The sequence below is a fragment of the Lysobacter ciconiae genome, from assembly GCF_015209725.1.
Lineage (GTDB): Bacteria > Pseudomonadota > Gammaproteobacteria > Xanthomonadales > Xanthomonadaceae > Novilysobacter > Novilysobacter ciconiae.
This window is the reverse complement of sequence record NZ_CP063656.1, coordinates 200,941-226,988: the sequence shown is the minus strand read 5'-3', so window position 1 is coordinate 226,988 and position 26,048 is coordinate 200,941. Positions and strand designations below refer to the sequence as shown.

General features: G+C 69.1%; 21 protein-coding genes and 1 pseudogene. 6 read left to right on the top strand and 16 right to left on the bottom strand.

Going from position 1 to position 26,048, the window contains the following annotated elements; genetic code table 11:
• Nucleotides 1–36: 36 nt before the first annotated feature.
• Nucleotides 37–678 carry a DUF3106 domain-containing protein gene (locus tag INQ41_RS01005; RefSeq protein WP_193985456.1) on the bottom strand — a complete coding sequence of 214 codons (642 nt, stop codon included), beginning with the start codon at nt 676–678 and terminating at the stop codon, nt 37–39.
• Entirely contained in the window at nt 665–1,675 is a 1,011-nt protein-coding gene (locus INQ41_RS01000; protein WP_193985455.1) for a hypothetical protein, read from the bottom strand. The genes INQ41_RS01005 and INQ41_RS01000 overlap by 14 nt, the downstream gene beginning before the upstream one ends.
• 451 nt (nt 1,676–2,126) lie before the next feature.
• On the opposite strand from INQ41_RS01000, the gene INQ41_RS00995 reads away from it, so the two are divergent.
• Nucleotides 2,127–4,370: a primosomal protein N' gene (locus tag INQ41_RS00995; protein ID WP_193985453.1), complete on the top strand. Its 2,244-nt coding sequence runs from the start codon at nt 2,127–2,129 to the stop codon at nt 4,368–4,370.
• A gap of 138 nt (nt 4,371–4,508) precedes the next feature.
• Here the strand turns inward: INQ41_RS00995 and rpoH are convergent, their stop codons facing one another.
• The 9 genes from rpoH to rhlB form a co-directional block, all read right to left on the bottom strand.
• Nucleotides 4,509–5,378 carry an RNA polymerase sigma factor RpoH gene (gene rpoH / locus INQ41_RS00990; protein ID WP_407070790.1) on the bottom strand — a complete coding sequence of 290 codons (870 nt, stop codon included), beginning with the start codon at nt 5,376–5,378 and terminating at the stop codon, nt 4,509–4,511.
• Nucleotides 5,379–5,492: 114 nt separating this feature from the next.
• Nucleotides 5,493–6,215, bottom strand: a complete 723-nt coding sequence (gene ung / locus INQ41_RS00985) for a uracil-DNA glycosylase (protein WP_193985449.1) — start codon at nt 6,213–6,215, stop codon at nt 5,493–5,495.
• A 12-nt stretch (nt 6,216–6,227) separates the two neighbouring features.
• A complete protein-coding gene (locus INQ41_RS00980) occupies nt 6,228–7,295 on the bottom strand; it encodes an ATP-grasp domain-containing protein (protein WP_228064400.1) in 1,068 nt (355 codons plus the stop codon).
• Nucleotides 7,292–8,506, bottom strand: a complete 1,215-nt coding sequence (locus tag INQ41_RS00975) for a tyrosine/phenylalanine carboxypeptidase domain-containing protein (protein WP_193985447.1) — start codon at nt 8,504–8,506, stop codon at nt 7,292–7,294. Before INQ41_RS00975 ends, INQ41_RS00980 begins: the two co-directional genes overlap by 4 nt.
• A complete protein-coding gene (locus INQ41_RS00970) occupies nt 8,497–9,345 on the bottom strand; it encodes an N-formylglutamate amidohydrolase (protein WP_193985445.1) in 849 nt (282 codons plus the stop codon). Before INQ41_RS00970 ends, INQ41_RS00975 begins: the two co-directional genes overlap by 10 nt.
• 63 nt (nt 9,346–9,408) lie before the next feature.
• A complete protein-coding gene (locus INQ41_RS00965) occupies nt 9,409–10,206 on the bottom strand; it encodes a response regulator (RefSeq protein WP_407074256.1) in 798 nt (265 codons plus the stop codon).
• A 41-nt stretch (nt 10,207–10,247) separates the two neighbouring features.
• Nucleotides 10,248–11,183 carry a permease-like cell division protein FtsX gene (gene ftsX / locus INQ41_RS00960; RefSeq protein WP_407074255.1) on the bottom strand — a complete coding sequence of 312 codons (936 nt, stop codon included), beginning with the start codon at nt 11,181–11,183 and terminating at the stop codon, nt 10,248–10,250.
• Nucleotides 11,184–11,191: 8 nt separating this feature from the next.
• Nucleotides 11,192–11,878 carry a cell division ATP-binding protein FtsE gene (gene ftsE, locus INQ41_RS00955; RefSeq protein ID WP_193985440.1) on the bottom strand — a complete coding sequence of 229 codons (687 nt, stop codon included), beginning with the start codon at nt 11,876–11,878 and terminating at the stop codon, nt 11,192–11,194.
• A gap of 131 nt (nt 11,879–12,009) precedes the next feature.
• Entirely contained in the window at nt 12,010–13,920 is a 1,911-nt protein-coding gene (gene rhlB, locus INQ41_RS00950) for an ATP-dependent RNA helicase RhlB (protein ID WP_193985438.1), read from the bottom strand.
• A gap of 258 nt (nt 13,921–14,178) precedes the next feature.
• Here rhlB and trxA point away from each other — a divergent pair, with 258 nt between their 5' ends.
• Together trxA and rho are read left to right on the top strand one after the other, a co-directional pair.
• A complete protein-coding gene (gene trxA / locus INQ41_RS00945; RefSeq protein WP_193985436.1) occupies nt 14,179–14,505 on the top strand; it encodes a thioredoxin in 327 nt (108 codons plus the stop codon).
• Nucleotides 14,506–14,871: 366 nt separating this feature from the next.
• Nucleotides 14,872–16,659: a transcription termination factor Rho gene (gene rho / locus INQ41_RS00940; RefSeq protein WP_407074254.1), complete on the top strand. Its 1,788-nt coding sequence runs from the start codon at nt 14,872–14,874 to the stop codon at nt 16,657–16,659.
• Between the two features lie 126 nt (nt 16,660–16,785).
• On the opposite strand, the gene INQ41_RS00935 is transcribed toward rho, so the two are convergent.
• Nucleotides 16,786–17,637 (bottom strand): energy transducer TonB, encoded by an 852-nt coding sequence (locus tag INQ41_RS00935; RefSeq protein WP_228076650.1) that lies wholly within the window; start codon nt 17,635–17,637, stop codon nt 16,786–16,788.
• Between the two features lie 115 nt (nt 17,638–17,752).
• On the opposite strand from INQ41_RS00935, the gene INQ41_RS00930 reads away from it, so the two are divergent.
• Entirely contained in the window at nt 17,753–18,604 is an 852-nt protein-coding gene (locus INQ41_RS00930; RefSeq protein WP_193985432.1) for a hypothetical protein, read from the top strand.
• Here the strand turns inward: INQ41_RS00930 and INQ41_RS00925 are convergent.
• Nucleotides 18,592–19,950, bottom strand: coding sequence for an outer membrane protein transport protein (locus tag INQ41_RS00925; protein WP_193985430.1), 1,359 nt, complete (start codon nt 19,948–19,950; stop codon nt 18,592–18,594). The two genes, INQ41_RS00930 and INQ41_RS00925, sit on opposite strands and share 13 nt — an antisense overlap.
• A gap of 231 nt (nt 19,951–20,181) precedes the next feature.
• On the opposite strand from INQ41_RS00925, the gene INQ41_RS00920 reads away from it, so the two are divergent.
• Nucleotides 20,182–20,874, top strand: a complete 693-nt coding sequence (locus INQ41_RS00920) for a rhomboid family intramembrane serine protease (protein WP_193985429.1) — start codon at nt 20,182–20,184, stop codon at nt 20,872–20,874.
• Here the strand turns inward: INQ41_RS00920 and INQ41_RS00915 are convergent.
• The 3 genes and pseudogenes from INQ41_RS00915 to gpmI form a co-directional block, all read right to left on the bottom strand.
• Nucleotides 20,871–22,250: pseudogene (locus INQ41_RS00915) on the bottom strand (S41 family peptidase); the annotation flags it as partial. The gene INQ41_RS00920 and the pseudogene INQ41_RS00915 overlap by 4 nt on opposite strands.
• A gap of 113 nt (nt 22,251–22,363) precedes the next feature.
• Nucleotides 22,364–23,614 (bottom strand): murein hydrolase activator EnvC family protein, encoded by a 1,251-nt coding sequence (locus tag INQ41_RS00910; RefSeq protein ID WP_193985426.1) that lies wholly within the window; start codon nt 23,612–23,614, stop codon nt 22,364–22,366.
• On the bottom strand, nt 23,614–25,167 hold the full coding sequence (gene gpmI / locus INQ41_RS00905; protein ID WP_228076649.1) for a 2,3-bisphosphoglycerate-independent phosphoglycerate mutase: 1,554 nt from the start codon (nt 25,165–25,167) through the stop codon (nt 23,614–23,616). Before gpmI ends, INQ41_RS00910 begins: the two co-directional genes overlap by 1 nt.
• A 177-nt stretch (nt 25,168–25,344) precedes the next feature.
• Between gpmI and INQ41_RS00900 the strand changes: the two genes are divergently transcribed.
• Nucleotides 25,345–26,031, top strand: a complete 687-nt coding sequence (locus INQ41_RS00900) for a DUF4097 family beta strand repeat-containing protein (protein WP_193985422.1) — start codon at nt 25,345–25,347, stop codon at nt 26,029–26,031.
• The last annotated feature ends 17 nt before the right edge of the window (nt 26,032–26,048 follow it).

Here is a 26,048-nt window from a genome sequence, read left to right as displayed (position 1 = left end):
GGACCGCTTCGGAGGGAAAGGACACCGGGAGCAGCCTCAGCGGTCGAGCCGCTCCCACAACCACGCGGAGATGCCGGCCGGTTGCAGGGTGGCCAGTTCGCTGCGCAGGCGGTCGCGCTCCTGCGGTGAGCTGCGCTGTACCAGCACGGCCAGGTCGCGCCGCTGCGTGGCCGTCATCGCGCGCAGGGTCGTCCGCAGCGCGGCATGCTCCTCCTGCGGCACCTGGGCCAGCAACGGCTGCAGCGCGGGGTAGTCCCGGCCGAGAACCGGTCCGAGCATCCAGCCGCGGCGCTCGCTGCCGTCCAGTGCATCGAAGGCTTCGCGCAGCGTCGCGCGTTCCGCCGCGTCCAGACGCTGGTAGCGGGCGCCGGCGGCGACGACGCTGGCACGCTCCTCCGCGGTCAGGGCCTGCCACGCCAGATAGCGCTCCCGGATCGCATCTCGCTCGGCCCGGGGCAGCGCGTCCCAGGCGCGCATGCGCTGCTGGAACCCGTCGCGCTCGCTCGCACTCCATGCCGACCATTGCCCGGCCCGCGCCTCGAGCACCGCACGCGCCTCGGGCTGCAGTCGGGGCAGCAGCGCCGAAATCTCGTCCGTGCCGGACCTGCCCGCCTGCACGGAGCAGGCGAGAAGCAGCAGGCACGCGCCCCACCAGCGCCGCAGGTCAGTCGTGTTCATCGGACGTCTCCCCGCCGGGCGAGTCGATCACTTCCAGACTGTCGGCATCCGCAGTGGCACTTGCCACTGGCGCGGCCGGCATCTGGTCCGGGGCCGCCGCCAGCCACGCATGGAAGGGCAGGTCGGTGGCGAGCGCGACGGCCTGCGGGTCGGCCAACAACTCGAAATCGCGGTGCATGACCGCCGCGGCCTCCTCGCTGTAGCGCGAGGCCGGCGGCTGCTCCGGGAGGTTTCCGCTGGCGTCGCTCAGCCGCCAGCCCCCGGCCTGACCGCGGAATTGGGGCAGGAACGTGGCCGCCATGGCGAGGACGCACAGCGCAAGCAGGGTCCACAGCAACGCCATCAGCCACGGAGGCCCGGAGTGACGCGCAGGATCCGACGCGGGCGCGCGCGGAGCGGCGACCGATGCGGTCATGCGGGTCCCTTGCAATGCTGCCTCACGCGCGCTCGCCAGCCGCTTCAGCCGGGCCTCGGGGAGTGTCTTGATCCGGCGATGGATCTGCTCGCGCAGCGTCTGCCATGCGCGCGGATCCGCGCGCCCGTCCGCCTGGTGCGGCAGTGCGCGTTGCAAGGCCAGACGATAGGTCTGCGTGCGCACGCCCAGCACCGCAGCCGCGCCCGCCTCGTCCAGGCCGGCCGCCAGGCGCAACAGCAAGGCCGCCCGCGGCCCGCTGCCCAGTTCGCCCAGGCGATCGGTGGCATCCACCGCGATGGCGACGGGCGTGCGCTGTTTCAGCGCTGGCTGGGCGAGCAGCACCGACCAGAACTGGCGCGGCCAATCGTCCATCACGGATGCCCCCGCCTCCTGGCGGAACTCGTGCATCGCCTCGGCCAGCGCGGCATCGCCCGCGGCGGCGTCGCCGCATTGCATTTCGGCCAGCACGGCGCCGCGCCGCTCGACACCGCGCAGGAACGCCGCCAGCGCCGCCGGAGCACGCGCTCCCGGCGTCACCGCGGCGGCTGAACGGGTGCCGGGAACGGCGCGCGGATCTGTCATCGAAAAGGCCTGGGCATGGCGCCATGATAACGATCACGGGGCCCTCTCCGGACGCTTGACAATCCGCTAAACCGCCCGTGAACAAAGCGTGACGCGGGTTGGAGGCCGAATCGGTTGTGCACAGCAGCGAAATCGCGCCCCCGCCGCGCCCCGCGGCTGCCACAAGCTGCCGGGTAATTGCAATGTTTCACGGGCAAGTGGTTGATCGGTATCGACTTTTCCTGTTTGGTGTTTTTTTGGCCAACCCAGGGTGAGGGCTTGCAGGGTCAGCCTCACGCAGGTTTGCCAAGCGTCCATGCACAGACTTATCCACAGGAGATGTGGATAACGGTCAATCCCCTGCAAAAACCGGCACTTGCGCACACTTCGTGATTATCCGGGCAGCAATGGCCTGCAACTTGACCTCCTTCTCTCCGGCACCTCGTCCGGGACCGCCCGATAGACTGGCGGGATGCCCGATCGCCGTCCTGAAAACCGCCTGTTGCGCGTTGCCGTTCCCGTGCCGCTGCCGCGTCTGTTCGACTATCTGCCGGCCGACGACGGTGGCCACGTCCAGGTGGGAAGCCGGGTCAGGGTGCCGTTCGGCTCACGCGAGCTGGTCGGCGTGGTGGTCGAACTTCCGGCGATCGCCGACGTGGATACCGCCAGCCTGAAGCCCGCGCTGGAGATCCTCGACGATCAGCCGCTGTTTGCAGGCGAGCTGTTCGACTCGCTGCAATGGCTGGGCCGCTACACCCACGCCCCGATCGGCGAGATCTTCGCCACCGCACTGCCGGGACCGCTGCGCCGCGGCGAGCCCCTGCCCGATACCCACGACTGGGCGTGGCGGATGACTGCTGCCGGGCACGCCGGCCTTGCCGACATGCGCCCTGGCCGGCCGCGCCTGCTGGCCGAACGCCTGCAGGGCGGCGCGGTCAACGAAGCGTACCTGGGTCCGGACGAGGCAGACCAGGACGACGCCACGGGCGCCGGCGCCTGGCGCGCGGCGGCGCGAACCCTCGCCCAGCGGGGTCTGGCGGAGCGGATCGCGGTGCCGCCATCGCAAGCCGCCCCCGCGCCCCGCCAGGGACCCCAGCTTCACGCAGAGCAGCAGCTCGCCGTCGACGCGGTCCTCGCCGCGCGGCACCATTTCGCGCCCTTCCTGCTCAATGGCGTGACCGGCAGCGGCAAGACCGAGGTCTACCTGCACGCGATCGGGGACTGCCTGGCCCGTGGCAAGCAGGCGCTCGTGCTGGTGCCGGAGATCGGCCTGACGCCGCAGCTGCTCGGGCGTTTCCGCGCCCGCTTGGGCGTGCCCGTGCACGCGCTGCATTCCGGCCTGTCGGACGGCGAACGCACCCGGACCTGGGCGGCGTGCCTGCGCGGCGAGGCGCGCGTCGTGGTCGGGACGCGCTCGGCGGTGTTCCTGCCGTTGCCCGACGCCGGCCTGATCGTGATCGACGAGGAACACGACGGCAGCTTCAAGCAGCTGGACGGCATCCGCTACCACGCCCGCGATTTCGCCCTGGTGCGCGCCCGGGCGCTGGACGTGCCGATCCTGCTGGGCAGCGCCACGCCGTCACTGGAGTCACTGCAGAACGCGGTGGGCGGCCGCTACGCGCACCTGCGTTTGACGCGCCGTGCCGGCAACGCGCGACCGCCGGCGGTGCGCGTGCTCGACGTGCGCAAGCGACCGCTGCAGGCCGGCCTGTCGCCGGAACTGCTGGACGCCGTGGCCGCGGCGCTGGATGCCGACGGTCAGGTGCTGGTGTTCAAGAACCGTCGCGGGTACGCGCCGGTGCTGCTGTGCCACGACTGCGGCTGGAGCGCGCAATGCCGCCAGTGCGACGCGGCGATGACCGTGCACGCCGGCGGTCGGCGCCTGCAATGCCACCACTGCGGCGCGCGCCGGCCCACGCCCAACGCCTGCCCGGACTGCGGCGGGCTGGCCCTGCAGTCTCAGGGCGCGGGCACCGAACGCATCGAGGAGTTCCTGCGCGAGCGCTTCCCCGACGTCCCGGTGCTGCGCATCGACCGCGGCACGACGAGCCGGCGCGACGCACTGGAGACGCACCTGGCCCGTTTCGGTGACACCCGCGGCATCCTGGTCGGCACCCAGATGCTGGCCAAGGGCCACGACCTGCCCAACCTGACCCTGGTCGCGGTCGTGGGGATCGACGAGGGCCTGTTCAGTGCCGACTTCCGCGCGCCGGAGAAGCTCGCCCAGCTGTTGATCCAGGTCGCCGGCCGGGCCGGCCGCGCCGACCGCGCCGGCCAGGTCGTGCTGCAGACCCACCACCCGGAGCACCCGCTGCTGGACAGCCTGTTGAACGGCGGCTACGGCGCGTTCGCGTCAATCGAACTGGAGCAGCGCGAGGCGGCGGTGTTTCCGCCGTTCGCGCACCTGGCGATGTTCCGCGCCGAAGCCAAACAGGTCGAACTCGCCGATGCCTTTCTGTTGCTGGTGCGCCGCGCGCTGGAGGATGCCGACCGCACCCTGCGCGCGGCGGCGGCACCGGCACTGGAGCTCAGTGGCCCCTTGCCCGCGCCGATGCCGCGGCGTGCGGGCTACCAGCGCAGCCAGCTGCTGCTGTCGGCCACCGCCCGCGCTCGCCTGCACCGGGTCCTGCAGCAGGCGTTGCCGGTGATCCGTGCCAGCGCGGAGGCGCGCAGGGTGCGCTGGTCATTGGATGTGGACCCGGTGGATCTGTACTGACGGCAAGCGCCAGGGCGGCGCTGCCACGCGGCATGCCGCGTGCCGCATGCCGCACGCCGCGACGCCGCCACGAAATGCGAAAACGCGAACGGCCCGGTTTCCCGGGCCGCGGCGGTGTCGCAGGCAGCTGGGCGGGCCTTACGCCGCGAACAGCACCCGCATCTTCTTCAGCGCGTTGGCCTCGATCTGGCGGATCCGCTCGGCGGACACGCCGTACTCGTTGGCCAGCTCCTGCAGCGTCACCTTGTTCTCGTTGCCGAGCCAGCGGCGGGCCACGATGTCGCGTGAGCGCTCGTCCAGCTTGGCCAGACCTTCGTGCAGCAGGCCGACCTGATGGTCTTCCACGCTCTCGCGCTCGTAGATCTGCGAGGGGTCCTCGTCGTGGGTGCGCAGGTAGGCGACCGGCGACGGCGGCGCGCGATCGTCGTCATCGCCCTCGGGCGCGTCGAAGCCGATGTCGCGACCGGACAGGCGCGACTCCATCTCCAGCACCTCGCGCTCGGACACGTTCAGGTCGTTGGCGACCACGCGGACCTCCTCGGCGTTCATCCAGCCCAGGCGCTTCTTGCTGCGACGCAGATTGAAGAACAGCTTGCGCTGGGCCTTGGTGGTGGCGACCTTGACGATGCGCCAGTTCTTGAGGATGAACTCGTGCATCTCGGCACGGATCCAGTGCACGGCGAAGCTGACCAGGCGCACGCCCTGGTCGGGGTCGAAACGCTTGACCGCCTTCATCAGGCCGATGTTGCCTTCCTGGATCAGGTCGCCCAGCGGCAGTCCGTAACCGTTGTAGCCGCGGGCCACGTGCACCACGAAGCGCAGGTGAGAATGCACCAGCTCGCGGGCGGCGTTGAGGTCTTCCTCGGCGAGGAAGCGGCGTGCCAATGCCTGCTCGTCTTCCACGCTGAGCACCGGGATGCGGTAGACCGCCCCGATATAGGCATCAAGCGATCCCAGCGCGCTGGGAACCGGCAGGCTGTTGGGAATAAGTGCGTTGGCAGTGGTCATCTGGGTCATGGCGCCTATTTTAGCAGTTGCAAGGTAGGACAACTAAACCGCCGTTAAGTTCGCAGCGTCCTGCTGGCAGGACGGTCGCCCGGGGCCGAAACCACGGTTGTACGTTCAATCCGCACCTCCTGATGCCGCCGCGGAAGCAATCGCCGGCAGCGACCAGTCGATCGGCGCCCCGCCGCGGCGGACCAGGTACTGGTTGGCCGCCGAGAAGTGGCCGCAACCGATGAATCCACGATGGGCCGACAGCGGCGAGGGATGCGGCGCGCGCAGGATCTTGTGCCGCTGACGATCGATGATCGTACCCTTCTTCTGCGCGTAGGCGCCCCAGAGCAGGAACACCAGGCCCTCGCGCTCGCGGTCCAGGGTTGCCACGACGTGATCGGTGAACCCTTCCCAGCCTCTGCCGACATGCGCCCCGGCGCTTGACTCCTCCACGCTCAATACCGCGTTGAGCATCAGCACACCGCGGTGCGCCCATGGCAACAGGCAACCGTGCGAAGGCGGCGCCACCCCGAGGTCACGCTCCAGCTCCTTGTAGATGTTGCGCAGCGAGGGCGGCACCGCCACGCCCGGACGGACCGAGAAGCTCAGGCCGTGGGCTTGGCCGGGACCGTGGTACGGATCCTGGCCGAGGATAACCACGCGCACGTCGTCGAACGGCGTGGCCTCAAAGGCGGCGAACATCTCCCGCGCCGGCGGACGGATTCGTGCCCCCGCGCCCTGCCGCTCGCGCAGGAAGACCGCCAGCGCCTGCATGTCCTCGCGTGACAGGTAATGGCCGACGCGCTCGCGCCACGAGGCCTCCAGCCGGATCGGATTGTCGTGTGCCATGCCTTGGGTGGGTTACATCATCGCCAGTTCGGTGTTGGTCAGGGTGCGCTTGTACTGGTCGCGCAGCCGGACCTTGCGTTCGAGATCCTCGATGATAAAGCCGCTGAAGTCCGCGCCGGTCAGTTCCTCGGCCATGTTGATGCCGCCGGGGGTGTCGACGTTCACTTCCATCATCTTGTCGCCGACGATGTCCAGGCCGGCCAGGTACATGCCGTCGCGCATCAGCTTGGGGCCGACGATCTCGGCCAGGCGCAGGGCATCGGCGTCCGGCACGGCCATCTCGATCTTGCCGCCGGCACTGATGTTGCTGCGCGCGTCGCCGCTGTCGTTGAAGCGGCGGAAGCAGGCGTAGTGGCCGTCAACCTGCAGCGGCCGGCCGTTGAGGGTCAGCAGGCGCAGGTCGCCGTCGACCGCCTTGGGCAGGTACTCCTGCACGATCGCGTAGCCGTCGCGGGTCACCGCATCGATCATCTGGTTGAGGTTGCCGGCGCTCTCGGGGGTCACCACGAACACGCTCTGGCCACCGGAGCCCTGCAGCGGCTTGATCACCCCGTAGCCGTCGTGGGCGGCGATGAAGGCCTTGATCTCGTCGGCGTCCAAGGTGATGCAGGTGACCGGGCGGACCTCTTCGGGAAAGTGCTGGAAATAGGTCTTGTTGGACGCATCGGTCAAATGGGCCGGGTCGTTGAGGACGATCACGTGGCGCAGGGTGACCAGCTGGGCGAACAGCAGGCCGCTGTTTGGCGCCCACGGGCGGTCGCTGAGCTCCTCGGCCGGGTCGCTGCGCAGCAGCAGGACGTCGAGTTCCTCCACCGAGATGCGCTCGGTCTGCGCGTCCGGACCCTGTAGGTCGGCCAGCAGCGCGTCGTCGTCTTCGTAGTGCTTGTGCTGCGGCACGTGGGCGATCGCGCGGATGGTGCCGTTGGCGTCGTAGATGAAATTGCCCAGCCCGATCAGGGCGACCTCGTGGCCGCGGTTGATCGCGGTGCGAGCCAGGCGGATGGTCGTGTAGTTGTTCTGCTCGGTGGCCACGTCGTTGACCACGAAGCCGAGCTTGATCTGGTTGAGCGGGGGAGTCATGCGGCGGGTTCCTTCTGGAATAGCTGGTGGACGGGAAGTTGTCGGCAACGCACCAGGCGCGCTTCGGCGTCCGGCCACGTGGTGTAACGGGGCAGCAGGTCCGGCGCGCACGCCCATCCCGCCTCGACCAGCTGGTCCAGCACCACGCGGTGCGACAGGGCGAACTTGCCGATGAAAAGGGGCTCGAAGGCGCCGCCGTCGTGCAGGTAATCGAGCAGATCGCGAAGCCCGCCCAGGTACACCGCGTCCTTGGTCAGGCCCCCGCCACGCAGCGCGCGCACGGCCACGTCGAAGGCGTCGTCTGTCGGCATGCCGTGGGTGTTGTGGAGCAGGTCGAAAATCGCCGGCACGCCTTCGCCGCGTATCGCCATGTCGGTGGCGACCACGCGCGCGGCGAGCACCCGCAAGCGCTCGGCGGGCAGGTAGCCGGCCAGGTATTCGGCCAGCACGCCCAGGCCTTCCTGCAGCGGGTCGTACTGGGCCAGGCCGACCTCCAGCTGCTTCAGCGGCTGGCGATGGCCGTTGTGTCGGGTCACCACATGGGTGCCGATCTCGTGCTGGATCAGCGGCTGGATCCGCGCGCGCGGGATGCGCAGGTTGCCGTCGATGTAGAACGTGCCGTGGGACACCATCATCAGCGAGTTGAGGTCGGTATCGACCACCACGTCGGCGTGAAAATCCGGCGACTGTCCGGCATACCAGGCCAGCTCGTCCTCGACCGCCGCCATGACCTCGTCGATGCCGGCGTCCGCCTGCAGGCCCTCGCCCAGCTCGACCTCCTCGAGGATCTGGTTGGCCAGCTTCAGCAGCCGCGGTTCCACGCCGCCGAACAGGTCCAGGCTGGCGTTGATGAAGCCGTCGGTACCGCGCAACCGGACCAGCTCGATCTGGCGCTCCAGTTCGCGTTGCTTCTCCGCGAGCAGGCCCGACAGCAGCGGCGACTCGATCTCGTGCACCGGCAGCGCCTGCAGCCGGGCGCGCGCGGCGGCGAGGTCGGTTTCCAGATCGATGTACTGCAGCGGGGGTATCTGCGTGCGGCCGCTGTCCTGGAAGGCCTGCCACAACGCGTCATTGCCGATCGGCGACAGCGCCAGCAGCCAGTCGACCTCGCCGTCCATGCGCGCCAGCGCGGCATCGACCCGGGCGGCGATCGGCGGCAGCGGCCGCATCGGGACCGGCTCGGGTCGCCTGGCTGCTGCGCTCACCGGCATGCCAGGAACTCCGGCCGCACCGCGGCGACGGCCTTGGCCAGGCCGCGGCGGCACTGCTCCAGCACGGCGATGTCGGCCAGGCCGGTCCACTCGTCCATGTAGTGCTTCTTGTACTCCGGCGAGATGGTGCAGACCCGTTCGCCCCAGGTGGCATACACCCATTCGGGGAAATGCCCGCCGGTGGGGAAGCGCACGTTCTCGCGCACGTCGGGTTCACGCCCGGCGATCAGGTACCGCCGCAGCACGTCGGCGAAGCGTTCGGCCACGTGGCCCCAGCGGTCGGGGTCCAGGGTGGTCACGCCCAGCTCGATGTCGGGATTGCCGGCCTGCGGCGCGGGCGGCGCGTCGGCGCCGTCGCGGCGGTGGTTGTAGCTGTGGATGTCGATCAGCAGCAGCGCATCCCAGCGCTCCAGCATGCGGTCGATCAGCTCGGTCACGGTCGCGTAGAAATCGTCGTGTCCGGCCAGCGAGCGTTGCATCTCGTGCTCGGGCAGAGGCGCGTGCCAGACCTGCAGGCCCCACGTATCGGCCGGATCCTTCGACACCGCCTTGTCGCGCGGGCGGTTGAGGTCGACCTGGAAGCGCGAGGTGTCCACCCGGATGCGCACATCGCCGACCGAGGTCAGTACGCCGGTAAGCGGGTCTTCTTCGCGACGCCGGTCCTCGGCGGCGAGGGCCAGGTGCGGCTCCAGCGAGGGACGCATCGCATGGCCGTCATGGATCGCGGTGGCAATCACCGGGCCGTCGCCGATGAGGATGTCCCAGTCCGGGTGCGCTTGGTGGGTCGTCAGGCGTTCGCGGTGGACGAATCTTGGCTGTGCGGAATTGGCTTTCTGCATGCCGGAAATCTTTGCATCGCCGGCATGAGTCAATCGTGATTTCGCTGAACCACAGCCGAAGCTTCAGGCCAGTTTCGCCAACCGCAGCTGGAACAGGGTCTTGGTGATCAGCAGGCGCTCCTCGATGGGCTTGAGCACCAGGTCGTTCGCACCCGCGCGTAGCAGCGCGCTCTGGTTGTCGGCGTTTGCATCGCCGGTCATCACCAGCACCGGCAGCCGTCGCTTGCCGTAGCCGAAGTCGTTGCGGATCCGGTCAAGCAGGTCGCTGCCCTCCAGCTCGCCTTTCAGGTAGACGTCGGTCAGCACCAGGTTGGTGCCCGGATCGGCCTGGCCGCGATGCGCCTCCAGATACTCCAGCGCCTCCTCGACCCCGGTGAAATGGGTGACCTGCAGCTGCTGGCGCTCGAGCATGCGCTTGGTTGCCAACGCGACCACGCGGCTGTCCTCGACGTAGAGGACGCGGGCGCCGGGCACCGGTTCGGGCTGCACGTAGCCGCGGATGAAAGTCGCCAGCGCGGCGTGGCCGAGGGACTTGTCGAAGTAGTCGGTGACGTCCTCGGTGAACTGGCGCGACTCCAGGTGCGACTGCGCGTCGCCGGACACCACGATCACCGGAACGTAGCTCTGCCCGGCCGCGTCGCGGACCGCGCGCGCCAGGTCGATGCCGTCGCCGTCGGGCAGCGCGAGCGAGGTGGTGACCAGGTCCACCGGCCCTTCGGCCAGCGCCCGGGTCGCCTCGGCGATACCCGCGCACGGCACCACGCGGACATCGGGCAACTCGCGGCTCAGGACATCGCCGATCAGGCGGCGCACGACCCGCGAGCCGTCGACCACCATCACGCGCGGCGCGGTTCCCGCCATGTGCCGCAGCTTGTCCACATTGGCCGGGGCGCCTGGGACGCTCATGTGTCGGTCGGCCGGGTCTGGCGCAGGTAGTGACCGGTCACCAGCCACGCCCCCAGCCAGCCCAGGATCGCGGCGCAGACGAGCACTCCGCCTGCCTCGAGGGCGGGGAAGCCGCGCAGGGCGAAGTCGCTGCCGTAGCTGCGCGCCAGTTCCGCCAGCGGCGGGCGCAGGGCGGCGTCGGCGGCGGTGAGCATTGCCAGGGCAAACACGCCGGCCAGCAAGCCATAGCCCAGGCCCAGGTAGAGGAATGGACGGCGGATGAACCCATCGGTCGCGCCGAGCAGTTGCAGGATGCCGATCTCGCTGGTGCGCTGCTGGATGTCCAGTCGCACGGTGTTGCCGACCACCAGCAGCGCGCCCAGCCCGAGCATGGCCGCCAGCACCCACGCCAGCCGCCCGCCAAAGCGCAGCCAGCCGTCCAGTCGCTCGCGCCAGGCGGCGTCGTGCTGGACCAGGTCGGTTTGTGGCATCTGCGCCAGCGCCGCGGCCAGCGCGACTTCGTCATGCGCCGGGGTGATCACCAGCAGGTGCGGCAGCGGGTTGGCGTCCAGTGCATCGATGGTCTCGCCCAGGCCGGGCACGCCGCGCAGCTCCGTCAGGCCCTGATCGGGGCTGCGCCAGTCCACCGCCGCCACGTCGGCGCGCGAGCGCAGGGATTCGGCCAGCGCGCCGGCATCCACCTCGCTGGTAGCGGTCTTGAGGAAAACGCTGATCTGCCGCGCTTCCTGCACATCGCCGGCGAAGCGCTCCACGTTGGACAGTGCCGACCACAGCCCCAGCGGCAGGGCGAGGGCCAGCGCCATCACGCCGATGGTCAACGCGGTCGACCATGGCTTGCGCGCCATCCGGCCGAGGCTGGCCAGCAGGCTGTAGACGTGATGGTCAAACCAGGCGCCCGGGCCGCTGCGGCGCACCGGCACCGGGCTGGCGATCGATGTGCTCATTCGGCCAGGTCCTCCGGATCGATGTCGTCCACCAGCTGGCCCTGGTTGAGCACCAGCACGCGCTTGCGCATCCGCTTGACCAGGGCCAGGTCGTGACTGGCGACCAGCACGCTGGTGCCGCGCTCGGGCAGCGACTCGAACAAAGTCATGATTTCCGCCGACAGGGTCGGATCCAGGTTGCCGGTCGGCTCGTCGGCCACCAGCAGGGGCGGCTCGCCGACGATGGCGCGGGCGATGCCGACGCGCTGCTGCTCTCCGGCGGAGAGTTGCGACGGCAGCGCCTCTGCCCGGGCGCCCAGGCTCACGCGGTCGAGCACCGCGCGCACGCGCTTGACGATTTCCTGCCGGCGCAGGCCCTGCAGCAACAGCGGCAGGGCGACGTTGTCGGCCACGCTGCGATCGGCGAGCAGCCGGTGATCCTGGAAGACGACACCGACGCCGCGGCGATGCAGCGCGACCTTGCTGCCGCGCACGCGCTGCAGGTTGCGCTCGCCGAACAGCACCGTCCCGCGGGTGGGCCGCTCGGCCAGATGGATCAGTTTCAGCAGGGTACTTTTGCCGGCGCCGGAGTGGCCGGTGAGGAACAGCATCTCGCCTGCGGCAACCTCGAAGCTGACGTCCTCCAGCGCCTTGCGGCCGCCGTCGTAGTGCTTGCTGACATTGTCGAAGCGCAAAACGCTCATCGCGGCCCCATCCGGTTCATCGTTGGCAAGTATCGACGCCGCACCGCGCGATGGCCAGCGCCGCGCGGTGTCCGCACCCGGATCTGCACGCGCGTGCAAACGCCGCGCGCAGGCCTGTGATCAGTTCCGGCTCAGGAGTCGCCGCCGACCAGCGATTTCAGGCGCTTGCCGATGCGACCCAGCAGTCCGGGCCTGGACTGCACGGCCGGCGCGGGTGCGGGACGCGGTGCGGCCTTGTTGGCCGGCACCTGGTGCAGCTTGCGCTCGCCGTTGGGCACTGCCGGCTTGGGCTGTGCCGGCGGGGCCGAGCCAGCCGGCCGGGCGGCAGTGGCAGCAGCGACGGATGGCTGCGATGGGTGTGACGGCTGCGACGGGGCTTGCGGCGCCTTGGCCTGGCCGGTCGATCCTTGCGCCTGCTGGCCAGCCTCGGCCGGCTGCCCCTCGGTCTTGCGGCCGCCGCGACGCCGGCGACGCTTGCGCGGCGCGCGCGCCGGATCGCTGCCGGTGCCGGCACCCGCGTCGATGCCCGGCGCTGCCGCCACGCTGCTCGAAGCGGCGGTGACGGTCGCGGCCTGTGCCGGCACGGTGGAAGCGGCGGACGCGGCGTTGTCGCCGGCGGCTGGAGACGGCGCCGCACCGCTGTCCTGCGGATGCTCCCTGCGCGGACGACGCGGCGTCGCCGGCCCCCGATCGCGACGGCCGGCACTTCCGCGCCCTCCGCCCTCGCCGCTGCGGCTGCGACCGCCGCCACGACGCTCTTCCTCGGCCGCCCGCGCCTCGCGCGCTTCCTTGAAGATCGCGCCGACGCTTTCCTCTTCTTCGCCGGCGACCTTCTCCCGCACCGGCCGCGGCAGCGGTATCAGCAACTCGGGCTCGACGCGGGCGCTGGGGATCTTCTGTTCGATGTAGGCCTCGATATCCGGCAGGCCGATCGCGTAGCGCTCGCAGGCGAAGCTGATCGCGTCGCCCTCCTCGCCCAGCCGTGCGGTACGGCCGATGCGGTGGACGTAGTCCTCGGCGTCGAAGGGCAGGTCGTAGTTGTAGACGTACTTGATGCCGTCGATGTGCAGGCCACGCGCGGCCACGTCGGTGGCGACCAGGACTTCGAGCTGGCCCTTCTGGAACTTGGCCAGCAGCGACTCGCGCTTCTTCTGCGGCACGTCGCCCGAGAGCACGCCGACCCGGTAGCCGCCCTTCTCCAGCGCACGCGCAACGCGCTCGACCCACACCTTGGTGTTGACGAACACCATCGTGCGCGCGCCTTCGCTGCGCGACAGCAAGCCCAGCAGCAGCGGGATCTTCTCCTCGTCGGCGGGAAAATACAGCAGCTGGCGGACCTGCGAGGCGGTGATGTATTCCGACTCCACCACCAGCTTTTCCGGCTCGTTCATGTGCTCGTAGGCCAGCTCCAGAACGCGGTGGCTGAGCGTGGCCGAGAACAGCAGGGTCTGGCGCTCGGTGCAGGCCGGCATCCGCCGCAGCAAGAAGCGGATGTCCTTGATGAAGCCCAGGTCGAACATCCGGTCGGCCTCGTCCAGCACGCACACCTCGCACGCGTGCAGGCTCACCACCTTGTGCTGCTTGACGTAGTCGATCAGCCGGCCCGGAGTGGCGATGATCACGTCCACGCCCTGCTGCAGCAGTTCGCGCTGCTTGTCGTAATCCACGCCGCCATAGACCAGGGCGAAGGTCAGTCCGACCTCGGGGCCCAGCTTGACGGCATCTTTGTGGATCTGGATCGCCAGCTCGCGGGTCGGCGCGAGGATCAGCGCGCGCGGATCGCCGGGCTTGCGATCGGCCAGGGCCGGCTTGGTCAGCAGGCGGTTGATGGTCGCCACCAGGAACGCCAGGGTCTTGCCGGTGCCGGTCTGCGCCTGGCCGGCAACGTCGCCGCCCTTGAGCGCGACGGGCAGGCTCATCGCCTGGATCGGGGTGCAGCGGGTGAATCCGGCCAGCTCCAGCCCGGCCAGCAGGCGCGGATGCAGGTCAAAGGAGTCAAAGGTGATGTCGGTAAGTGGCTTGTCGCTCGGGCGGTCGGTCATAGGGGTCCGGGAGATCGCGCGCAGGGAGCTGCGCTTGCGTGGATGGCAGCTGGCTTGCAGACTGCCGGGGTCGGCCAGTTTCATCCCTGACCGCAGCGTGCGGGCTTGATAGCGCCCGCCAAACACCCCAGTTTAACGCATGCACGCTGACAACAGCGTCGCGCACGCCGCGCTACGCTTGCCGGACGTGCTTCCATCACGCGCCATCGCCAGCCCGGCCGCCAACGCGCCGGCATCCCACCCACGCAGGAGTCATCCGTGAGCGAGAAAACCATCCAGGTCGGCGACGCCGACTTCGAATCCGTCGTGCTGCAATCCACCGAGCCGGTCCTGGTCGACTTCTGGGCCGAGTGGTGCGGTCCGTGCAAGATGATCGCGCCCGCCCTGGACGAGCTGGCCGAGACCTACGCCGGCCGCGTCAAGATCGCCAAGATCAACGTCGACCACAACCAGGCCACCGCGCTCAAGTACCACGTGCGCTCGATCCCGATGCTCCTGCTGTTCAAGGACGGCCAGATCCAGGAAACCCAGATCGGTGCAGTCGGCAAGGGCCAGCTGGCGCAGATGATCGACAAGGCGCTCTGAGCGCCTTGGCGCGGGCGGGCTCCGGCCGGGGTCGCCCGCAACTGAACCGATGGGCCGCGGCATTTGCCTGCAACGCTTGCAGCCGGGCCCGTGGCAGTGCTAGTTTCGCAGGACCCGGTGCCTGAACGACCTCCGCGTGCCAGCCATAATGGCCTGCTGAAGTCGGTTCCCCGCCGCACCTGTTTACCGAATCCAACGTCCCTGACGCTTCGCCCGCCTTTCGCGGGCGCTCGCCGCTTAGCGAGGAATACCCGCTTGTCCGAAAACACCCCCGACGCCGGCGACATCGCCGAAAAGCGCGTGCGCAAGACGCGCGTGAGCAAAACCACGGCTGCCAAGGCCGATTCGCCGCAGAGCGAACTGCCGATGACGCCGGCCGCCAAGCCCGAGGTCGCGAAGCCCGCACCTCCCGCCCCGGCCGCTCCCGCGTCCGCGCCGGCTGCACCGAAGGCCGACGCCGCGCCCGCCGCGCAGGCACCCAAACCGGCTCCCAAGCCTGCGGCGAAGCCGGAATCGGCAGCGGCTGGAGGCGACACCGCGCCGGCGAGCAAGCCCAGGGATGCGGCCCCCGCTGCGGCACCCGCGTCCGGCGGCGGCGATGCTGCCCGCCAGGACAGCGGCGACCAGCACGGCAAGGGCCAGGAGAACGGCGGTCCCGGCGGCGACGGCAACCCGCGTCCACCCCGCGACCGCCAGCACCGTGACCAGGACGGCGGCCGCAGCAACAACCGCCGCGAACGGTTCCGCAGCAAGCGCGAGCGTGGCGGCGGCGGCGGCGGTGGTGGCGGTGGCGGTGGCCGGGGCGGCCCGCGCGACGGCCTGCCCAGCGACGACGGCGGCAACGAGCCGTTCATTCCGCGTTCCAACCCGCAGGTGCCAGAGGGCTTCCCCACCTATTCGCTGGGCGACCTCAAGCGCATGCCGGCGCACAAGCTGCTGGAAATCGCCGAGCAGCTGAACATCTCCGAAGGTGTCGCCCGCGCCCGCAAGCAGGACGTCATCTTCGCCGTGCTCAAGGTGCTCACCCGCCATGGCGAGGGCGTCGCCGCCGATGGCGTGCTGGAGATCCTGCCCGACGGATTCGGTTTCCTGCGCGCCGCCGAAGCCTCCTACCTGGCCGGCCCGGACGATACCTACATCTCGCCCAGCCAGATCCGCCGCTTCAACCTGCGCACCGGCGACCATCTGTCGGGCCGGATCCGGTTCCCGAAGGACGGCGAGCGCTATTTCGCCCTCTCGATCGTGGATACGATCAACGGCGAGCCGCTGGAAGCGTCCAAGAACAAGGTCCTGTTCGAGAACCTGACAGCGCTGTTCCCGCGCCGCAAGTTCCACCTTGAGCGCGGCGACGGTTCCACCGAGGACATCACCGGCCGGATCCTCGACCTGATGGCCCCGCAGGGCAAGGGCCAGCGCGCCCTGATTGTCAGCCCGCCCAAGGCCGGCAAGACGATGATGATGCAGCAGATCGCCACCGCGATCAGCCACAACCATCCGGACGTGCACATGATCGTGCTGCTGATCGACGAGCGGCCCGAGGAAGTCACCGAGATGCAGCGCACCGTGCGCGGCGAGGTGATCAGCTCCACGTTCGACGAGCCGGCCGCGCGCCATGTGCAGGTCGCCGAGATGGTGATCGAGCGGGCCAAGCGCCTGGTCGAGCACAAGAAGGACGTGGTGATCCTGCTCGACTCCATCACCCGTCTGGCCCGCGCCTACAACAACGTCCTGCCCAGCTCGGGCAAGGTGCTGTCCGGCGGCGTCGACGCCAACGCGCTGCACCGCCCCAAGCGGTTCTTCGGCGCGGCCCGCAACGTCGAGGAAGGCGGCAGCCTGACCATCATCGCCACCGCGCTGGTCGATACCGGCAGCAAGATGGACGAGGTGATCTACGAGGAATTCAAGGGCACCGGCAACTCCGAGGTGCACCTGAGCCGCCGCATCGCCGAGAAGCGCGTGTACCCGGCGATCGACATCAACCGCTCCGGCACCCGCCGCGAGGATTACCTGATCGAGCCCGAGCTGCTGCAGAAGATCTGGATCCTGCGCAAGCTGCTGCACGGCATGGACGAGATCGGCGCGATGGAGTTCCTGCTCGACAAGATGAAGAGCTCCAAGTCCAACGACGAGTTCTTCTCCTCGATGAAGCGCTGACCCAGGCGCGTCGCGGATAAGAAACGCCCCGCATTGCGGGGCGTTTTTTATTGGACTCTGTGAGCAAATGGCATCGGATGCGCAGCTCCGGAACTTGTGCCTCCCGGTGTGACTTCAGGCGCCCGACTAGAGAAGACTTCCGACCACCTCGTCCCTCAGCTTGAATCGCGACGCGAGCGATCGCACCTCGCCATCCTTGAGCTGATCTCCATCGTGGTCGGCGATAGGCGCCGCATCGAGCCAGGGCGCGCGGATCACCGGTCCGGGAATGTAACGGCGCCACTCGTTGGCGCCAGGTTCGGTCGTCCGCGCGGTGGATCCGTTCAAAAAGTACTCGACGGGCACCTTGATCGTGGTTCCGATGGGAGCCCCGGCAACGGTCTCGCTGATGTCGAACTTCCACTTCCTGGCAGCGGCAATGCTCGCCTTTGCAAACTCGTCGCGCCAACGGTCCGCCTGCGAGTCGGTTCCGGAATTCTGGCTCAGGCTGACCTGCTGGGCATGGGCCTGCTGCACGCTGCCGTCGGCGTTCAGCTTCAACACCAGTACCGCCTTGGCTCCGATGCCGGCCCTCGCAAGCCCTTCCGGATATCGCGGGGGAGCCACATGGTGGCGGTCGCGGGTGGGCTCGCCAAACGACACCCCGCTCACGCGCAACTGGTAGTCCTCCCCCGGCGTCGGCAGCGCCTCAAGGGAAAGCCGCATCCGGGTTTTAGCAATCACCGGCTTGCCGTCCATCACGATGGGCTCGAAACGCCACTGGGCGATGTTGCGGCCCAGTGCGTTTTCGATCGCCGCCGGCTGCCCCTTGTCCAGATGGTAGTCGGCGACCTGCCCATCGGGCCCAATCTCGATTGTCCCAGTCGCCTGCAGTTCGTAGACAGGCGCCGGCTTTTCCTTCGCCGCCACAGGACCGAGGCACATCATCGCGATGGCCAGCACTGCCGTTGGTATCCGCATATTCCTTTTCTCTTCCATGAAATCTGACGATCAGCCTAGCGCGCGGCCAGCTTGCCGGCAACGCGTCGGCAACTGCATGCTGACGCCTGGAGGGCCGAAGCATCGGCACGAACGTCCCAAGGAGCAAGAGCATTTGACTATTCGATCAGGCCTGCGGCTGGTGCTGGCGCTCTTTCTCGCCGCCGCGGCATGTCCCGCAGCGGAGCCCAAACCCCGCGTACACGAGGTGCTGTTCGTCGGTAACAGCCTTACCTACTATGGCAACACCCCTGCTGTGTACGCAGCACTGAGCACGGCGAACGGTCACCCGGCGTCGAGCGATATGATCGTGGAGGGCGGCGCCACGTTGGCGCAGCGAGTCGCAGACGGCCAGGTGGAGCAGGCATTGCAGACTGGACGCTACGACACACTGGTGATCCAGGAACGAGGCGGCGACCTGCTGTGCTCGTTCGGCCCCGACTCCTGTGTCGAATCGCGTGAGGCAACGATGACTTTGGCGGGCATCGCCAGAAAACACGGCGTCAGCGGCGTCATGCTGGGCAGCTACCAGCCAAAGCCCGAGGTCTCAAAGCAGCTGGTTGCGGCGGAGACCGCGGCGAGCAACGCGGCGGGAATGGGTTATGCCGAAGTATCCGAGACGCTGCGCGAGCTCATCGCAACGAAGCCGGAACTGGAATGGTTCGCCACCGAAGGCATGCATCCGGGACGCGATCTGACGCTTCTCAATGCGATGGTGCTCTACCAGACGTTGCATCGTGAGCTTCCGCGCGCTCGTCCCTTGGCAGTGGACGCGCCGATCTACGCCCAGGACAGCGGACTGGACGCCACCCTCAGAGCCGCCGATGCGCCACCGCCGCATGCGGATACACCGACCGGAATCTGGTATCCCGCGACGGCGCTTTCCTTGATCCTGCACGTCCTGGCGAAAAAAAACCCCGCCGGAGCGGGGCTTTCTTCAGCAGATGGAATCGATCAGAACTTGTAGTTGATCGAGGCCGCCAGGATGTCGCCGCCGACGTCGTAGCTGCCGACCAGGGTGCTGGCGGTGGCCGATACGTTGTTGATGGTCGGATCCTTGGTGAAAAGGTGCGTGTAACCGACGTTGAACTCCATGCGCTCCGACGGAGTCCAGCCGACGCCCAGCGACAGCCACTTGCGGGTCACGTCCGGCACGCGCACGTCGCGGTGCGCGTCGCTGGTCGGGGTCTCGTCGTAGGCAACGCCGCCGCGCAGGGTGACGGTGTCGCTCATCCGGTACTCGGTGCCCAGCGAGATAAACGTGGTGTCGTCGTACTTGAACGCCAGGACGTTGTCGGCCTGGGCCGAATCGAACTGCAGGGTCACCGAGTCAAACGAGGTCTTCCACGCGGTGCGCGACACGTCGCCCATCACCGACCAGCGGTCGTTGACGTTGTGGGTGACGCTGAGCGTCGCCGATGCCGGCAGGGTCAGCTCGGCACGGCCCTTGGTGTCGACGTACTGGCCCGGGGCGTAGACCGACAGGAACGCGGCCGCGTTGGCAGGCACGGTGAAGTCCGCGTCGCCACCGGTGATCTTGTGCTTGACCTTGGACCGGTAGCTCAGGCCGATGTGGGTGTTCTCGCTCGGGCTGAACAGGCCGCCGATGGTGTAACCCACCGCGTTGTTGTCGCCTTCGATGGTGACGAAGCCATCGGCGTTGCCGGGCGCGAAGCCGGCCGCGCCGCCGCCCTGGGCGTAGATCGCGGTGCCGAAGTCGATCGCGTTGCTCAACTCGATGGTCAGGTGCTCAACGAACACCGAGGCGCCGAAGGAGAGGTAGGGGTTGACGTCGTAGGACGCCGACAGTCCCAGGTCGATGGCCTTCAGGTCGGTGGTGACGCCCTGGTAGCGGCCGACCCAGTTGCGGTCGTAGTCGGTCTTGAAGCCGAACGGCGCGGTCAGCGAGACACCGAAGTGCGCGCTCTCGCCCATCGGCATATGGAAATACGCCGCCGGGACGGGCGCGATCATGCCGGCGTCGCCGCCGTTGCCACCGGAAACCGGCATGCCGGTGCCCGGGCCGGTCGGGCCGACGTGGCGGCCGCTGCCTTCAAAATCCGCCGAGAAGCTGATCGCGCTCAGGTCGGCCTGGATCTGGCGGCCGTCCAGGTGGCGCATCGCGGCCGGGTTGGTCGCGACCACCGAGGCATCGCCGGGGGCGCTGGTGGAACCGGCAAACGCCCGGCCCAGTCCCTTGGCGCTGTTTTCCTTGAGCTGGAAGGCGGCGCCGTGGGCGTGCCCCATCGCCAGCGCTCCGGCGATGCCGATGACCAGTGCCGTCAGGCGGGTGATGCTGTGTGCATGCTGCATGGGAATTCTCTCTCCGGAACGGGTTTTCGCGCCTGCCTGGAGCACCGGCGGGGGCCGGTGTCCGGCACGCGCCGGGGTTGCCGCCATAGGGCGCCGCCCGCACTATAACGCGGCAATTAACGTTGCGCTAACAATGACGTACGTCACGGTATGCTGCGGCCGCCCGGCCTGGCCCGGCAAGGCTGCGCGCGGCGACCCGTATCATCGTGTTCCCCGGATCCGGTGCCCGACGTGTTCATTGCGATTCCCTCGCGCCAGAAGCCGCCACTGCGATGGGCAACACCGTTGCTGTTCGCCGCGCTGTGGCTGTGCTTCACCTGGGGCGCATTGCTGCCGGCGAGCGAGCAACACGCGCTGCTGCTGGAGTGGGGAGCGCTTTCGGGCGGGCTGACCACGCCGATGGCGTGGCGCGATTCGTTGGCAGACGGAAATCTGCTGCGGCTGGTGAGCGCGCTGTTCCTGCACGCCGACTGGGCCCATCTGCTGGGCAACCTGGTGTTCCTGCTCATCTTCGGCCTGCCTGCCGAACGGGCGATGGGACCGTGGCGGTTCGTGCTGCTGTTCCTGCTGGGCGGGGCGGTGGCCAACCTGGCCGCGGTGCTGGCGATCTCCACGCCGGACCGGCTGATCATCGGTGCCAGCGGCGCGGTGTCGGCCCTGATCGGCGCCTACCTGGCGCTGTTTCCGGGCGCTCGCCTGGGTGTGGTGGTGCCGCTGGGCCTGTTCCTGCAGTTCGTCAAGATGCCCGCCCCGCTGCTGATCGGCGTGTGGGCGCTGCTGCAGGTGGTGTTTACCTACATCGGCCCGGCATTTGGCGCGGTCGCATGGTCCGCGCACGTGGCCGGGTTTGCCTTCGGCGGTGCGTTCGCCCTGATTGCGCGGGCCGGGATTGCCCGCCGCCTGCGCCGCCGACGCGGTTACTGAGCGGGGACTCTCGCGCCCTTGGTGTTCTCCACCGCCGGCTTCGGCAACGACCCAGCGGGAAGTTTCTTCAGTTCTGCCAGCGCCAGGTCGATGTAGCTGTCGCCTTCCAGCACCTCGCCCTGCATCGCGTCATCGGCGCCACCGCCCTCGATGCCCAGATGGCCCGGCAGGCTGGCCTCCGTGTAACCCTTGCGGCCGCCATTGCCGGCGTCCGCGTCGGGCTTGAGCACAATGTCGGGCACGATGCCCAGCGCCTGGATGGATTTGCCGCTGGGCGTGTAGTAGCGGGCGGTAGTGAGCTTGACCGAGTCGCCATTGTCCAGCGGCAGCAGGGTCTGCACCGAACCCTTGCCGAAGGTGCGGCTGCCCATGACCAGCGCGCGGCCGTTGTCGGCCAGGGCACCGGCCAGTACCTCCGACGCGCTGGCCGAGCCCGCATCCACCAGCACCACCACGGGGGCGCCGGCCAGGCGATCGCCCGGTGTGGCGCCGAACACCGCATCGCTGATCGCGATCCGGCCGCGGGTGCTGACGATCGTGCCCTGCTCGAGCAGGGAGTCGGCGATCTGCACCGCGGCGGTGAGCAGCCCCCCGGGATTGCTGCGCAGGTCCAGGACCAGGCCGCGCAATTTGCCGCCGGCCTTCTGGGCGAGTTCGCCGAGCTGGCGCTCGAACTCGGCCGCCGTGTCGGCCTGGAACGCGCTCACACGCACGTAGCCGTATCCCGGCTCCAGCATTCGCGTGCGCACGCTGGCAATCCGGATCGTCTGGCGCTGGACCTTGATGGTCAGCGGCTCGGTCTCGCCGTCGCGGATGACGGTCAGCTCCAGGGTGGTGCCGGCCTCACCGCGCAGGGACGTGGCCGCCTCGTCGGAGGGCGTCAGCGGCGCGCCGTCCACGGCCACGATCAGGTCGCCGGACTTGATGCCGGCGCGAGCGGCCGGCGTATCGTCGATCGGCGCGATCACCCGCAGGGTGCCGTCGGGCTGGCGCTGGATCTCCACACCGATCCCCTCGTAATTGCCACGCGACTGCTCGTTGAAGTTCTCCGCCGCGTCGCCCTCCAGGTAGGCGCTGTGCGGATCCAGGTCCAGCAACAGGCCTCGGATGGCCGACTGCATCAGCACGTGGTCGTCCACCGGCTCGACGTAGGCGGCCTTGATGGCCTTGTAGACCGCCACGTATCGGCGGATCTCCTCCAGCGGCACCTTGGAATCGCTGCTCTGGTCGGTGCGCGCGTCCGCCGTGACGGTCTGCTCCGCGGCCGGCGGACCCTGCTCGGGGACCGGATCCTGGGGCGCACCGGCCGGCGCCGCGACTGCGGGGTGCAACAGCGCCACGGCAATGGCAAGGACAAGCGGACTCAGGTGGCGCATGGACATGAACAAACTCCAGGGGCAGAGAGTTGGGCGCAGGCGGTGCGGCGCGCCGATGGACACCACGGTAGTCCGCGGCGCCCCAATTTTTCGTAAAGCGTGGCAGGCCGTGCTCAGCGCTTCAGCCAGACATCCGGGTTTACCGGATCGCCATTGCGGCGCAGTTCGAAATACAGCGCCGGCCGGCCGTGGCCACCCGAGGTGCCCACGGTGGACACCGGGTCGCCGCGACGCACCGCATCACCGGCGTCGCGGAGCACCGCATCGTTGTGCGCGTACAGGCTCATGTAACCGTTGCCGTGATCGATGATGAGGATCAGGCCAAAGCCGCTCATCCATTCGGCATACACCACGGTGCCGTCCGCTACCGCCTGCACCGAGGTACCGGCGTTGGCGCCGATCAGCATGCCCTGGCTGGGGCGGCCGTCGGGAAGCTTGCCGCCGTAGCCGGCGAGGAGGCTGCCGCTCAGCGGCCATCCCGCGCCGCCCACGCTGGGACCGCTGGCGGCGGCGACCGGTCGCGTGGGCGCTCGCGGAGGTGCCGGTTGGCCGGCGCGTCTGGCCTGCTCGCGCGCTTCACGGGCTTCGCGCTCGGCCTTCGCCGCGGCGGCCTTGCGCTGGGCCTCGGCGCGCGCGGCGGCGGCGCGCAGTTGCTTGAGCACCTGCTCCAATCCCTGCACATCGCGGCCCAGAGCCTTTTCGCGGCTCTGGCGATCCTTGTAGGTCTTGTCCAGGGTCGCGACCAGGGTGCCCCGATCCTTGCGTTCCTTTTCCAGCTCGGCGACCTGTTGCGCCTGCTGGGCGATCTGCGCATCCAGCTCGGCGCGCCGCTGGACAATCTCGCGCTCCACCTCATCCAGCCCGGCCATCTGATCGCCCAGTTCCTTGATCCGCGCCGCACGGTCGGCCTGCAGATAGCGGTGGTAGGCGAGCAGCCGGTTGGCATCGGCAACGCGGTCCTGGGCCAGCAGGACCTTCAGCGGCGCGGCGTCGCCCTGCGCGTACGCGGCCCGCAGCAGGCGGGCGAGTTCGTCCCTTCGGCCGGCCAGCTTCTCCTGCATGCCGGCACGCCGGGTCTGCAGTTCCTCCATCCGCTGGTTGCTGGCCTGCAGCGCTTGGCGGGTTTCCACCAGGCGCCGGTTGGCGGCTGCGACCCGCTCATCGGCCTGGCGCAGCTCGCGCGTCGCGGCGCCCCGCCGGGCTTCGACTTCCCGGCGTTCGCTGGCGACCGCCTTCAGCTCCTTCTTCGCCGATTGCAGCTTGCGCTCGGCATCGTTGCGGTCCTGCGCATGCGCCGGCGCCCGCAGCAGGCACAGCAGCGCCAATGCCAGTGCGAAGGTGGCGCTGGCGCACGCGTTGCGCATCAGTCCGCGCGCCCGTCCGTCAGCAGGCTGCGACCGGTCATCTCCGCCGGCCGTGGCAGGCCCAGCAGGTCGAGCAGGGTCGGAGCGATGTCGCGCAGGGAGCCGCCGGGGCGCAACCCCGCGGGTCGCGGTCCGACATACACCAGCGGAACCGGCCCGACGGTGTGCGAGGTGTGCGGCTGACCGGTGGCCGCGTCGCGCATCATCTCCACGTTGCCGTGATCGGCCGTCACCAAGAGTGCCCCGCCGACCTCGCGCACCGCCGCCACGATCGCACCGATCGCCACGTCCACCGCCTCCACCGCCTTGATCGCCGCCTCCAGGTTGCCGCTGTGGCCGACCATGTCCGGGTTGGCGATATTGCAGATGGCCACGTCGATCTCGCCGGAACGAATCGCGGCAACCAATTCGCGGGTCACCTCGGGGCAACTCATCTCCGGCTGCAGGTCGTAGGTGGCCACGTCCGGGCTGGGGATCAGGATGCGGCTTTCGCCCACGTAGGGTGCCTCGCGGCCGCCGCTGAAGAAGAAGGTGACGTGCGCGTACTTCTCGGTCTCGGCGATCCGCAACTGGCGCAGGCCGTTGTGGGCGAGCACCTCGCCCAGCGTGTTGTGCAGGTCCTCCGCCCCGAAGGCCACCTGCGCCGGCAAATTGGCGTCGTACTCGGTCAGGCAGACGAAACGCGACAACGCCGGTCGGCGCGCCGGGAAGCCGTCGAAATCGGGGTCGACGAATGCCGCCGTGAGCTGGCGCGCGCGGTCGGCGCGGAAGTTCATGAACACCACCGCATCGCCGTCCACGATCGGCGACGGCGCGCCGATGACGGTCGGCTCGACAAATTCGTCGTTCTCGCCGCGCGCGTAGGCTGCGACGAGCGCCGCTTCGGCGTCGTCGGCATGCTGGGTCGCGTGACCTTCGACGATTGCGTCCCATGCCTTGCGCATGCGGTCCCAGCGGCGATCCCGGTCCATCGCGTAGTAGCGGCCCGAGACCGTGGCGATGCGTGCGTTGCCCGCGTGCTCGCAGGCGCTTTGCAGCCGGGAGAGACTCGGCGCGGCAGAGCGCGGCGGCATGTCGCGTCCGTCGAGGAAGGCGTGCACCGCGACCCGATCGACACCTTCGCGACGGGCCAGGTCGATCATGGCAAACAGGTGATCCTCGTGGCTGTGGACGCCGCCCGGCGAGAGCAGGCCCAGCAGGTGCAGCGTCGCCGCATTGTCGCGCGCCGCGGTGCAGGCGGCCAGCAGCTCGGCGTTGCGGAAAAAGCTGCCTTCCCCGATCGCCGCATCAATCCGGGTCAGGTCCTGGTACACCACCCGGCCGGCGCCCAGGTTCATGTGCCCGACCTCCGAGTTGCCCATCTGCCCGTCCGGCAGGCCGACATGCCGGCCCTCGGTATGGATCAGCGTGTGCGGGCTGCTCGCCAGCAGCGCATGCCAGTGGGGGAGGTGCGCCTGGGCCAACGCATTGTCTTCGCGCTCCTCGCGGTGGCCCCAGCCATCCAGGATCAGCAGGACGACGGGGCGGAGTGCATCGGGGGCGGTTACGGGCACGGGTTCGATCCGGTTACGATGGGCAGTACGCGATTGTAGCGAAGGGGCCGCGCCGCGATGGCCGACCCGACTCGGCGCTGGCGTTGGTTTGCAGTAGTGCCGTCCTGCGGGGCCGTTTGCGGGCCCGCGGAACTCCATCTTTTGCCAGAACCCACACACCTCATCGGAAAAGCCGCCATGCAATCTCGCCAGTTGATGATCCTCGTCTCCCTCGCCGCCGGCATCGCCATCGGTGGTGGCTTGCCGCTTCCGGCGATCGCTGCACAGGACGACATCAGCAAGGTGACCGGCAGTGTCGATGTCGCGGCGGATGCGCGCGTGGGCGACGTCGACACGGTCAACGGCAGCATCGCGATCGATACCAATGCCCAGGCCGGTGCCGTGTCGACCGTCAACGGCAGCATCAAGCTCGCCGACGCGGTACGCGCAGGCGAGCTTTCCACAGTCAACGGCTCCGTCCGCGCGGGTCGCAACGTCCGCACGGGGGAGGTCTCCACCGTCAACGGGCAGATCTTCATCGATCGCGGCAGCAACGTGGCCGGCGACCTGAGCACGGTCAACGGCGCGATCGGGCTGGTCGGCACGCGCGTCGAGGGCGACATCGAGATGGTCAACGGCGACCTCACGGTGGGTGCGAACTCGCATGTGCTCGGCGGGATCCACTACGACAAGCCGGGCTTCCAGTGGCTCAGCCTGGGCAAGAAGCTGCCGCGGGTCGTCGTCGGGCCGGGCGCGCAGGTGGACGGCGACATGGTGTTTGAGCGCGACGTGGACCTCTACGTGCACCAGAGCGCGCGCATCGGCAAGGTGACCGGCGCCACCGCGAAGACCTGGTCCGGAGACAAGGCACCGCCGCAGGACTGATCGGCGCGGCCACCTCC